The 11182-nt window shown below is 35.3% G+C and carries 12 protein-coding genes and 1 rRNA gene; 10 read left to right on the plus strand and 3 right to left on the minus strand.

Annotated elements, in window-relative coordinates; genetic code table 11:
• Positions 1-83: 83 nt before the first annotated feature.
• Positions 84-1151 carry an A/G-specific adenine glycosylase gene (gene mutY, locus ACFQ18_RS16490; protein ID WP_060669226.1) on the plus strand — a complete coding sequence of 356 codons (1068 nt, stop codon included), beginning with the start codon at positions 84-86 and terminating at the stop codon, positions 1149-1151.
• 76 nt (positions 1152-1227) lie between these two features.
• Here the strand turns inward: mutY and ACFQ18_RS16495 are convergent, their stop codons facing one another.
• Entirely contained in the window at positions 1228-1413 is a 186-nt protein-coding gene (locus tag ACFQ18_RS16495; RefSeq protein ID WP_060669227.1) for a hypothetical protein, read from the minus strand.
• A gap of 157 nt (positions 1414-1570) precedes the next feature.
• Here ACFQ18_RS16495 and ACFQ18_RS16500 point away from each other — a divergent pair, with 157 nt between their 5' ends.
• The 3 genes from ACFQ18_RS16500 to ACFQ18_RS16510 all read left to right on the plus strand — a co-directional run bounded on the left by ACFQ18_RS16500 (position 1571) and on the right by ACFQ18_RS16510 (position 4911).
• The gene (locus tag ACFQ18_RS16500) at positions 1571-1903 is read left to right on the plus strand and encodes a gamma-type small acid-soluble spore protein (protein WP_083452642.1); all 333 of its coding nucleotides are present in this window, start codon (positions 1571-1573) and stop codon (positions 1901-1903) included.
• A 141-nt stretch (positions 1904-2044) separates the two neighbouring features.
• Entirely contained in the window at positions 2045-2572 is a 528-nt protein-coding gene (ntdP, locus tag ACFQ18_RS16505; RefSeq protein ID WP_047185693.1) for a nucleoside tri-diphosphate phosphatase, read from the plus strand.
• 587 nt (positions 2573-3159) lie between these two features.
• Complete coding sequence (locus tag ACFQ18_RS16510) at positions 3160-4911, plus strand: ABC transporter ATP-binding protein (RefSeq protein ID WP_047185692.1); 1752 nt, start codon at positions 3160-3162, stop codon at positions 4909-4911.
• A gap of 117 nt (positions 4912-5028) precedes the next feature.
• Here ACFQ18_RS16510 and ACFQ18_RS16515 read toward each other — a convergent pair whose 3' ends face one another.
• Positions 5029-6315, minus strand: coding sequence for a glutamate-1-semialdehyde 2,1-aminomutase (locus ACFQ18_RS16515; protein ID WP_060669230.1), 1287 nt, complete (start codon positions 6313-6315; stop codon positions 5029-5031).
• Between the two features lie 96 nt (positions 6316-6411).
• On the opposite strand from ACFQ18_RS16515, the gene ACFQ18_RS16520 reads away from it, so the two are divergent.
• The 4 genes from ACFQ18_RS16520 (at position 6412) to perR (ending at position 9221) form a co-directional block, all read left to right on the plus strand.
• Positions 6412-6933, plus strand: coding sequence for a potassium channel family protein (locus ACFQ18_RS16520; protein WP_338113683.1), 522 nt, complete (start codon positions 6412-6414; stop codon positions 6931-6933).
• Between the two features lie 56 nt (positions 6934-6989).
• A complete protein-coding gene (bcp, locus tag ACFQ18_RS16525) occupies positions 6990-7460 on the plus strand; it encodes a thioredoxin-dependent thiol peroxidase (RefSeq protein ID WP_047185690.1) in 471 nt (156 codons plus the stop codon).
• 166 nt (positions 7461-7626) lie between these two features.
• A complete protein-coding gene (locus ACFQ18_RS16530; protein WP_060669366.1) occupies positions 7627-8577 on the plus strand; it encodes a D-2-hydroxyacid dehydrogenase in 951 nt (316 codons plus the stop codon).
• Positions 8578-8771: 194 nt separating this feature from the next.
• Complete coding sequence (gene perR / locus ACFQ18_RS16535; protein WP_047185688.1) at positions 8772-9221, plus strand: peroxide-responsive transcriptional repressor PerR; 450 nt, start codon at positions 8772-8774, stop codon at positions 9219-9221.
• 47 nt (positions 9222-9268) lie between these two features.
• Here perR and ACFQ18_RS16540 read toward each other — a convergent pair whose 3' ends face one another.
• Positions 9269-9640 (minus strand): YgzB family protein, encoded by a 372-nt coding sequence (locus tag ACFQ18_RS16540; RefSeq protein WP_047185687.1) that lies wholly within the window; start codon positions 9638-9640, stop codon positions 9269-9271.
• A gap of 187 nt (positions 9641-9827) precedes the next feature.
• On the opposite strand from ACFQ18_RS16540, the gene ACFQ18_RS16545 reads away from it, so the two are divergent.
• Together ACFQ18_RS16545 and ACFQ18_RS16550 are read left to right on the plus strand one after the other, a co-directional pair.
• Entirely contained in the window at positions 9828-10700 is an 873-nt protein-coding gene (locus tag ACFQ18_RS16545; RefSeq protein WP_047185686.1) for a nucleotidyltransferase-like protein, read from the plus strand.
• 421 nt (positions 10701-11121) lie between these two features.
• Positions 11122-11182, plus strand: a 16S ribosomal RNA gene (locus ACFQ18_RS16550); the annotation flags it as partial.

Raw genomic sequence — 11182 nt, forward strand, 5'->3', positions numbered from 1 at the left:
TTAAAAAGTATCACTATGTTTACTTTTACCTCAATGAAAATTTTTATTTATATTTTTTATTGTACCATAAAGGAAGTGTCATTATGATAACACAAATTTTAAAAAACTTTAACAGTTTTGGATTTCAGTATGATTTACTTGACTGGTATTACGAGAATAAGCGAGATTTACCTTGGCGACAAGATCAAGATCCTTATAAAGTATGGGTTTCTGAAATCATGCTTCAACAAACTAAAGTGGATACAGTTATTCCATATTTTCAAAAGTTTATGGAAAAATTTCCAACGGTGTATGAATTGGCAAAAGCGGATGAACAAGAAGTTTTAAAAACATGGGAAGGGCTAGGTTATTATTCACGTGCAAGGAATTTACAGTCTGCGGTGAAAGAAGTTGTAGAAACGTATGATGGGAAAGTTCCGGATAACCCCAAAGAATTAGGCTCATTAAAAGGAATAGGACCGTATACGAAAGGGGCAATTCTATCCATCGCATATGACCTGCCAGAACCAGCAGTGGATGGAAACGTTATGCGTGTTTTTTCTCGCGTGTTCAAGATAGAAGATGATATCGCACAATTGAAAACAAGGAAAAAGTTTGAGGAGTTAGTACGGGAAGTTATTTCAAAAGAAGATCCTTCTTCCTTTAATCAAGCAATCATGGATTTAGGTGCAACCATTTGTACCCCAAAATCACCCGCTTGTTTATTTTGTCCAGTTGGAGAGTATTGCCAGGCTTTTGCAGAGGGAGTACAAGAAGAATTACCAATAAAGACAAAGGCTAAAAAGCAAAAAACACTTTCCTATATGGTATTATTAGTTAAAAATAATAAGGATGAATATTTGATTGAGAAGCGACTAAATGAAGGTTTGCTAGCAAACCTCTGGCAATTCCCAATGATTTCGTTGAAAGAAGTTGGATTAGAGGGAGCTGCTGAATGGGTACAAAAGGAATATGGTGTTTCTGTTCGTGTTAAAGATAAAATAGATCATTTGACACATGTTTTTTCCCATATTAAATGGGATTTAAGTATTTATGAAGCAGTAACTGTTAATGAAAAAGTAAAAGATTCACGATTGAAATTTGTTTCAAAAGAGGAAATAGAGGAATTCCCATTTCCTGTGTCACATCAGAAAATGATGAAATTTTTGTAGATGGTTATTGTGAAAAGCCATTTAACAAAACTAATTCTTGAGGGCTTAGAAATACCTAAGCCCTCTACAAACTTATCTACACGTCATTATTTAAATTTCTACTATACATTTCCTCATTTATTTCGTGTAATTTGGACAATCCTTCTGAGTTAATATATGGTAAAACTTGGGACAGGGCCTGTTGATAATAGTCTAATTCTTCATCTTTCCACTTCTTTTTACTCATCATTGTAAGCTCGGAAAAATCTCTAAGAGTATCCATGTTTTTTCCCCCTATAAAAATTCCGATCATTACTAATTTGTGTATAATCAGCTTAAATTACCGCGGGACTTCTTTCCAATGATGGTTATAAATATTTAAAAATAAATGGATAACAAAAGAATTCTTGGACAAATTAAGTAGTGCGGAGGTGATATTGATGGCTAAAAATCCTAAAAAGACAGCTGCTGGTACTAACGTTCAGGAAGTGAGACAACAAAATCAACAATCTGCACAAGGTTCTGGACAATTTGGTACAGAATTTGCTTCTGAAACAAATGCTCAGGAAGTAAGAAAACAAAACCAACAAGCAGCACAAGGTTCTGGACAATTTGGTACAGAGTTTGCTTCTGAAACAAATGCTCAGGAAGTAAGAAAACAAAACCAACAAGCAGCACAAGGTTCTGGACAATTTGGTACAGAGTTTGCTTCTGAAACAAATGCTCAAGAAGTAAGAAAGCAAAACCAAAAGTCCCAACAAAACAAAAAATAAATAAATTCCTTCCTAAGAAAAAAGAGTACTCTATTCACATAGGGTGCTCTTTTTCTATTTCTGGTCGTAATACTTTATCTTTATTTCTTTTATCTATATAATGTATGCAAGGATTATTGGAAATTAGAAAGGGAGAATACTATGGTTGCTCCTAATGCAGGGTCTAAAATGAAAATTCAAAGCTATAAACATAATGGGCAACTACATAGAGTTTGGCAGAATACCTTAGTTTTAAAGGGAAATGAATTGGTTGTGATTGGGGCCAATGATAAAACACCTGTCATTGAAAGTGATGGAAGGTCTTGGATTACTAGGGAACCGGCTATTTGTTATTTCCATGCTAAATATTGGTTTAATATAATCGGAATGATTCGAAATGATGGTATATACTATTACTGCAATATAAGCTCACCATTTGTTTATGATGATGAAGGATTAAAGTATATTGATTATGATTTAGATGTAAAAGTGTATCCCGATATGACGTACGATCTTCTTGATGAAGATGAATACGAAGAACATAGGAGACTAATGAATTATCCAGAAGTGTTAGATCAAATATTGCGAAATAATATGGAGTACTTACTAAGATGGGTTCGGCAACGAAAAGGTCCATTCTCACCAGATTTTATTGATAATTGGTATGAAAGATTCTTAACATATCGGTAAATTATCATGGCTTTAACTTGCAACCCTCACCTCAAAATCGTGTGTAACCAAAATGGTAAATGGGGCGGGGAGCAAGTAGAGTCCTAATAAGTACTACCAACTTTCGGTCGGAAGAAAATTGTCGCTTAGGTGGTGGCTAATCATCGAGTAGATAATAAAGAAGACTTCTATCAGTGGGGGTTCTCCTTCATCTCCCGCCCATCTTCTTTGTTTCCCAGAAGTTTGAGGTGGGATAAAATTCCTTGTTACATAAGGTAACAAGGTTTTTCTATTGAAGTGGATTGAAAAACATAAAATTTTTTCAATTTAGGCGTTTACCTAAAGGTCTGGTAAATGCCGCATTTTTTAGCAGGTAGGAAAGTATAAAAAGTTAGCTTATTAAAGCTTATCATCAGAAAGGCCACGTCCAGCTCCAGCGCCCAGTGACTAGTAGACTTCCTTCACCTCCGTACGATAAGTCAACATCGGCTCGCTTACGCTTACCGTGTTTCCTTTATCTCCTACGGCTCAGTCCAGTCTATACGTCACTAAACGGGCGCTTGCGCTTTTGGTCATAAAATATCATGTAAAAAAGGAAGTTTGAAAACATGAGTCCTATAAGACAATATATGCAATTTGTAAGACCTTATATTTGGAAAATATTTTGGACTATTATTATAGGAATCATTAAATTCGGTATTCCTCTCTTAATGCCACTAATATTAAAATATGTAGTCGATGATATAATTACTCCTACAGATATGACAAATGCAGAAAAAATAACAGAATTAGCTTGGTTAATGGGGATTGCTTTCTTAATTTTCCTTATTGTAAGGCCGCCAATTGAATATTTTCGACAATATTTTGGTCAATGGGTGGGGAATAGAATCCTATATGATATAAGGGACAAGTTGTTTGACCACATACAAAAACTTAGTTTGAAATACTATTCTAAGACAAAAACCGGGGAAATTATTTCCCGGGTGATAAATGATGTCGAACAAACAAAAATCTTCGTAGTAACTGGATTAATGAACGTTTGGTTAGACCTTATTACAATCTTAATCGCCATTGGAATTATGATGACAATGGATATTGAGATGACTATAGTATCTATTATTCTCTTTCCTATATTTGGTTTTTCGATTAAATACTTTTACGGGAAACTACGACAATTAACCCGTGACAGGTCACAAGCATTAGCGGAAGTACAAGGTCATTTACATGAGAGAGTACAGGGGATTCCTGTAATCCGAAGTTTTGCCCTTGAAGAATATGAACAAGGACAATTTGGAAAAAGAAATGATGAATTCTTAAATCGAGCCATGAAGCAAGTTGATTGGAATGCGAAAACTTTTGCAGTGACGAATACGATTACCGATTTAGCACCACTTTTAGTTGTTGCATTTGGTGGTTATCAAGTAATTGTAGGAAATATTAGTGTTGGGACATTAGTGGCATTTGTTGGATATTTAGAAAGGGTATACAGTCCATTAAGAAGATTAATGAATTCATCAACACAGCTTGTTCAAGCAATTGCATCGATTGATCGTGTGATGGAGTTTATGAATGAAGAATACGATATTAAGGATAAAGAAAATGCTAAAGAATTGGGACGAGTGGAAGGAAATATTGATATCGAAAATGTATCTTTCCGTTATGATGAAGAAGACAATGTTGTATTAAAAAATGTATCCCTTCATGTAGAAAAAGGGGAAACTATTGCGTTTGTCGGAATGAGTGGTGGAGGAAAATCTACCATTGTAAGTTTAATACCTCGATTTTATGATGTAACAGAGGGCTCCATTAAAGTAGATGGTATCGATGTTCGTGATGTCAATGCGCGTTCATTAAGAAACAACATTGGAATGGTGTTGCAAGATAATATTTTATTCAGTGAATCTATTGCTGTTAATATCCGTATGGGGAATCCTGATGCAACCGACGAAGAAGTTATTGCTGCAGCAAAGGCAGCGAACGCCCATGAGTTTATTATGAATCTACCCCAAGGTTACGATACACTTGTAGGAGAGCGTGGCGTCAAGTTATCTGGTGGGCAAAAGCAGCGTGTCGCAATAGCGCGCGTGTTCTTAAAAAATCCACCTATCCTCATTTTTGATGAAGCGACTTCTGCATTAGATTTGGAAAGTGAACATCTTATCCAAGAAACAATGGAAAAATTAGCATCTGACAGAACAACATTTATTGTGGCGCATCGTTTGGCAACAATCACTCATGCCGATCGAATTGTTGTTATTGAAAACGGAGAAATTGTGGAGATTGGGTCACATGATGAATTAATGGAAAGACAAGGAAGTTATTATAATTTATATCAAGTACAGCATTTGGATAATGATTAAGGAAAAGCGAAAGCGACCGCTTAGTAACGTGGCGCTTGAGCTGGACATGATAAAAGGCGGTTCGAATTCGAACCGCCTTTTAAAATATTTTCCAATAAACTACTTAAGTGAACTAAATTACATCTGTGCAAATGCACGGCCAACTGCCTCAATCGTTTGGTCAATATCCTCTTCTGTATGTTCGGTAGTTAAGAACCATGCTTCATACTTAGATGGGGCAAGGTTAACACCTTCATTTAACATGAGCTTGAAGAATCGTCCGAATGCTTCACCATCACTTGCTTCAGCCTCAGCATAATTGGTAACTTGATCTACTCCAAAATAGACCGTTAGTGCCCCTTTTAGTCGATTAATCGTAATGTGAATACTATGTTCTTTGGCTTTTTCAAGAATTCCTTTTTCTAATCGTTCACCAAGTTGGTCTAATTTTTCATAGACACCTTCTTTGCTAAGAACTTCTAGGCAAGCAATTCCTGAAGCCATGGAAGCTGGGTTTCCCGACATTGTTCCAGCTTGATATGCTGGACCTAATGGTGCTACCTGTTCCATGATTTCCTTACGACCACCATAAGCTCCAATTGGAAGTCCTCCACCAATGATTTTACCCATTGCAGTCATGTCTGGCTCAACCCCATACACTTGTTGGGCGCTACCATAAGTAAAGCGGAATGCTGTAATTACTTCATCGTAAATAACCAGTGCGCCTGCTTCGTGTGCCAAATTATTTACTTCTTGTAAAAATCCCTCATGTGGCTCTACAATACCAAAGTTTCCTACGATTGGTTCTACCAATACTGCAGCAATTTCGTTGTTCCATTTATTTAGTGCCTCTTTCATAGCGTCTAGATCATTAAATGGAACCGTAATAACGTCCTCTGCTGTTGAAGTAGGAACTCCAGCAGAGTCAGGAGTTCCTAATGTAGATGGTCCTGATCCAGCTTGAACTAGTACCGCATCGAAATGCCCGTGATAACAACCAGCGAATTTTAAAATTTTCGTACGTCCAGTATATGCTCGAGCAACACGAATGGTTGTCATGACAGCTTCTGTACCTGAATTATTGAAACGAACTTTTTCTAATGAAGGGATTGCTTCTTTTAGCATTTTTGCAAATTTATTTTCCAATTGTGTTGGAGTGCCGAACAATACACCATTTGATGCCGCGTTAGAAATGGCTTTTGCGATATGTGGGTGTGCGTGTCCAGTAATAATGGGACCGTATGCCGCTAAATAATCAATATATTTATTTCCATCTACATCATAGAAATACGCTCCTTGTCCGCGCTCCATGTAGACTGGAGAACCGCCACCAACTGCCTTATAGGAGCGGGATGGTGAGTTAACCCCACCTACAATATGTTCCAATGCTTCTTTATGTAGTTGTTCTGATTTTGTGAACTGCATCGTATTTCCTCCCTAAACTAAATCCAAACTTTACTATACCAAAAAATATTAGAAAAGACGATGAATGTAGCTTCGGTATAAATGGATGGAACGAATATGGTTTTAAAAAAAATAAAAGACAAGCCTTTATTCATCTATGCATATATCTTTATAGATAAGTATTTTAAAGGGGTAGGGGATATGTTTCTAATTCCTTGGATTATATTTATTTTGATTTGTTATGTGTTGGTGAAAAGTATTATTGGTTTTATTACTGGAAAGCAAATCCATGTGAAGTTGGAATTGAGGGATAGCCGGTTTTCTAGTGAACTATTTATGGCGTTATTAGTTATTTATGTGATTGTTATACTTGGGTTTGGAATGATTTATTTTATTTTGTCGTTTCAAGGGATTATTTTAGTAGAATATGGGGAATTACGCCAACCGACATTAATTGGTTCTGTTATTCATTCTATCTATTTTAGTGGGGTAACATTACTAACGATTGGTTACGGTGATATTTCGCCAGTTGGTATAGGAAGGCTGTTAGCGATAACAGAGGCGCTAATTGGTTATGTGTTACCGACAGCCTTTGTGATGAAGTTATTCCAAATGGGTGAACGAAGTAGAGATGAGTGAATGCAATTCTACGTTATGTTATAGTTGTTATAGAAAATGAGGTTGGAGGGATTTTAATGTCAGTTGAAGTAGGAAAAGCTGTGAATGACTTTACATTACCGAATCAAAATGGTGAACAAGTTAGTTTATCGGACTTTCGTGGAAAAAACGTTGTATTATATTTTTATCCAAAAGATATGACGCCTGGTTGTACGACAGAGGCTTGTGATTTCCGTGATCATCATGAAAGTTTCGGAGAATTAAATGCCGTAATTCTTGGTGTAAGTCCAGACCCAGTTGAACGCCATCAAAAATTCATCGAAAAACATGATCTACCATTTGAATTGTTGGCAGATGAAGAGCATAAGCTAGCAGAAGAATTTGATGTATGGAAATTGAAGAAGAACTTTGGTAAAGAATATTATGGAGTGGAACGTTCAACATTTATCATTGATAAAGAAGGCGTTCTACAGAAAGAATATCGTAAGGTTAAAGTGGATGGACATGTAGAAGATGCTTTGACTTATATTAAGGAAAACTTACAGTAATTTTATAGAAAAGATGGAGCATAAAATGATTAACGCTCCATCTTTTTTCTGATTTAAGATTCTTACTGCAACTTCGGACGTTATTTTCTTAAGGGAAAAATAACTCCCAAAGTTCACTTTATTTATGTAAAATAATAATAACTTGAAAATTGTAGGAGGAATAGTGATGATTGTTTTTTCTAGAAAGCTTGCAGAATCGTATCAAGATAGATTAAAAGGAAAATTCCCAAATGAAAATTTTATTTATTGCGATACGATGGAAGAGGTGAATACATACATTCGAGATACAGAAGTGTATGTGACGTTTGGTAGTGATATTAATGAAGAATTTATTAAAAAGGCAGTGAGTTTAAAGTGGATTCATGTACTTTCTGCAGGGGTAGATAATCTACCATTTGCTAGTATCCGGGAAAGAGGAATACGCGTTACAAATGTACGGGGAATACATAAGACTCAAATGTCCGAATATGCCATATCAATGCTGCTACAAGTTTATCGTCAAGAAAAATCCGTCATTAAAAATGAGGAAAATCAAGTTTGGGATAATCAGGGTATAAGCTTAAGAGAAATTACTGGAAAAACAATGGTGGTAGTTGGGACAGGTGCTATCGGAAGTGAAGTTGCTAGACTAGGTAAGGCTTTTGGAATGTATACGATTGGGGTTTCTAGAAGTGGAAAGAAAGTAGAGCACTTTAATGAAAACTATAAAATTAGTGAGTTAAACCAAGCACTATCTCTAGCTGACTTTGTTATATCTGTGTTACCAAGTACAAAGGAGACAAAAGATATTTTTAAATATGAACAATTTAAAGCGATGCCAAACCGCGCTGTCTTCTTAAATATGGGACGTGGCGATGCAGTAATGGAAGAAGATTTATTGGCAGCAATACGAGCAGGGGAAATAGAACACGCTATTTTGGATGTGGTAAAAGAAGAACCATTACCAAAAGGACATCCATTTTGGACAGAAGAAACTATTACAATAACACCGCATATATCAGGGGTCTCACCGGAATATACTAATCGAGCATTGGATATATTTGAGGAAAATTTACAAGTCTTCCGTAGAAATGGGGATAATTATATTAATCCAATCGATTTAACAAGGGGGTATTAAGGTATTACAGACTTTCACAACATCTGAAGACTGATGTCTAATAAAAATGGGAATAATAATAATGAAAAAGAAATACTATTTAGTGGGCAGAGTACTTATATTGACAGATGTCCTTTTGGGAATGTAAACTAATTATAAAGATTATAATTTAATAATATTATTAGAATACATTTTTGAGACGGAAAGTGAGGTGGATGGCTGTGTCTGAAGAACGATTACAAAAAGCTATTAATACTTTAAAGAAATCAGGCGTCCGTATCACTCCACAACGTCATGCAGTACTAGAATACTTATTAAATTCTATGATACACCCAACTGCAGATGAAATATACAAAGCACTAGAAGGTAAGTTTCCAAATATGAGTGTTGCAACTGTGTATAATAATCTAAGGGTATTGCGTGAGGTAGGACTAGTTCGCGAACTGACCTATGGAGATTCATCTAGTCGATTCGATTGTAATACATCTGATCACTACCATATTATTTGCAATGAGTGTGGTAAAATAGTCGATTTTCACTATCCACCTTTAGATGAAGTGGAGGCCCTAGCGGAGAAGGTAACTGGATTTGATGTAAGTCATCATCGGTTAGAAGTATATGGTATTTGTGATGAATGTAAGAAAATAGCTAGTCAGAAACATTAAGATGGAAACAAAAGCTATCGCCTATTTTTAATTGGCGATAGCTTTTGTTATTTTTTCTTTTGATAACGTTTGGAATTATACTTTTCATCAAAATCCAAACCTTCTAAATCTTTATCTAATGTAAGTGGCTGTTTACAATGCATACAAGCATCGACACGACCTAGCATTTTCGTTGGCTTATTACAGTTTGGACAAACAACCGGCACAGACCTAAGTGATAAGGTACCAATCCAAACATATACAACTAAACTAAACACAATAGCTAGGACGCCCAAAGCAAATAAGATTAACATTAACCATTCTATCTTTTTCAGTAAAATGCCCCCATACATAAAAAGAAACCCTACAAATATAAGAATAAGAGCAAAGGATCGGATTTTATTAATTTTGCTTGAATAGACTAATTTCGGTTCGGACATAATCTACCTCCTTCATATATCACTAGTAGTATAGCATATATGTTTAAATATTTCGTTTTCAAAAAGAGGATTTCACTTATTTATAACGAAATATTATAGTTAGAAATTAATTTTGTCGAATTTTGGTGATAGAATAGAGTGGTTGTTTCTATGTATAGGTAATTTTTAGAAAGATGGAGGAAGTAAGATGGAGAATTTCTTAAGGCCAATTTATCAAGAACGTGCAAGTGACCCGAAAACATTAGGTATTCTAATGATGGAAAAAACTAATCCCAACAGTCCTCTAACAGATAATTTTGATATCATTCTACTTATTATTGTAAAAGAAGCGGAACAAGAATGGTTTGTGAAACATTATGAGAGTGCTGGTGAAACAGCAGCAATGCATATTGTTAAAGAAAGTACGTTAATGGACTGGATTGATACAAGCTCTTCCAGACGAGCGGTAGAGTGGGTGATTAATGGAAGAGTCGTTTATGACAGAAATGAATATATTAGTGATTTGAAGAGAAAACTAAGAGATTTTCCACTACAACAAAGAAATCTTAGAAAAGCTATTGAATTTGGTAAGTTGGTAAAAAGTTATAACGAAGCAAAAGCTTTATTTACCTCCAAGAATTATAAAGATGCGCATAGTAAGGTGTTTTATTCTTTACATTACTTAGCAAGGCTTGCGGTTGTAGAAAAAGGCTACTACCCTGAAGTGACTGTATGGAATCAAGTTAAAAATATAGATTTAGAAATCTATAAGTTATATGAAGAGTTCATCGACAGTAGGGAAGAGATGGAGAAGAAAATCCAATTAATGATATTGGCAATGGACTATGTGATTAATCATAGGGCAGCAGCATCGGCTGAACATCTACTTAACATTATGCGAACAAAAGGTGAACCATGGTCATACGCTGAATTAAAAACAAACCCGTTCGTGGAGCCATATAAACTTGATCTTTCTGCAATCATTTCTTATTTAGAAGAAAAAGAAATTATATTACCAGTGTTGGAAGAGACGAAGGGTGTTGGAGTGTTTCATAGGAAATATAGAATAAGTAATTTTTAGATTTTGTTGTTGTGGACAGTTTCGTTTCTGCATGAAGGAGTGTGGGGATGGACTGTTCGATTTTGTTTGAAGTGCTAGTATCGAATAGGCTTTTTATTAATGTGTTTGTGATGCTGATAGTTTTTTAAAAAATATGTTGACAATAGATTGATAAGCATGGTAAAGTATTCATTGTCGCTTCTGAAAGGCGTCTCTAATTAACGACAACTAATTAAAAATAATTGTTGACATGAGATGCTGAAAGTGATATATTATAAAAGTCGCTGTTATGAAGCGATTAAATGAATTTGCTCTTTGAAAACTGAACAAAACAACCAGTATGTTAAGACAAAAGAAACTCGTTTTTCTTTTTAAAAATAGAGGTTTTTGCCTCTATAAAGCTAAGAACTTCAAATGACTTTTGTTCATTTGAAACAAACTTTTTTTGGAGAGTTTGATCTTGGCTCAGGACGAACGCTGGCGGCGTGCCTAATACATGCAAG

Source organism: Oceanobacillus caeni (assembly GCF_042678465.1).
Classification (GTDB): Bacteria; Bacillota; Bacilli; order Bacillales; family Amphibacillaceae; genus Oceanobacillus; species Oceanobacillus caeni.

Bases quoted from the DNA above. Each gene is read 5' to 3' on its own strand.
- ACFQ18_RS16530 (WP_060669366.1), top strand. From the start codon at position 7,627: ATGATTGTTTTTTCTAGAAAGCTTGCAGAATCGTATCAAGATAGATTA.
- perR (WP_047185688.1), top strand. From the start codon at position 8,772: ATGGCTGTGTCTGAAGAACGATTACAAAAAGCTATTAATACTTTAAAG.
- ACFQ18_RS16500 (WP_083452642.1), top strand. From the start codon at position 1,571: ATGGCTAAAAATCCTAAAAAGACAGCTGCTGGTACTAACGTTCAGGAA.
- ACFQ18_RS16545 (WP_047185686.1), top strand. From the start codon at position 9,828: ATGGAGAATTTCTTAAGGCCAATTTATCAAGAACGTGCAAGTGACCCG.
- bcp (WP_047185690.1), top strand. From the start codon at position 6,990: ATGTCAGTTGAAGTAGGAAAAGCTGTGAATGACTTTACATTACCGAAT.
- ACFQ18_RS16515 (WP_060669230.1), bottom strand. From the start codon at position 6,315: ATGCAGTTCACAAAATCAGAACAACTACATAAAGAAGCATTGGAACAT.
- mutY (WP_060669226.1), top strand. From the start codon at position 84: ATGATAACACAAATTTTAAAAAACTTTAACAGTTTTGGATTTCAGTAT.
- ACFQ18_RS16510 (WP_047185692.1), top strand. From the start codon at position 3,160: ATGAGTCCTATAAGACAATATATGCAATTTGTAAGACCTTATATTTGG.
- ACFQ18_RS16520 (WP_338113683.1), top strand. From the start codon at position 6,412: ATGGTTTTAAAAAAAATAAAAGACAAGCCTTTATTCATCTATGCATAT.
- ntdP (WP_047185693.1), top strand. From the start codon at position 2,045: ATGGTTGCTCCTAATGCAGGGTCTAAAATGAAAATTCAAAGCTATAAA.
- ACFQ18_RS16540 (WP_047185687.1), bottom strand. From the start codon at position 9,640: ATGTCCGAACCGAAATTAGTCTATTCAAGCAAAATTAATAAAATCCGA.
- ACFQ18_RS16495 (WP_060669227.1), bottom strand. From the start codon at position 1,413: ATGGATACTCTTAGAGATTTTTCCGAGCTTACAATGATGAGTAAAAAG.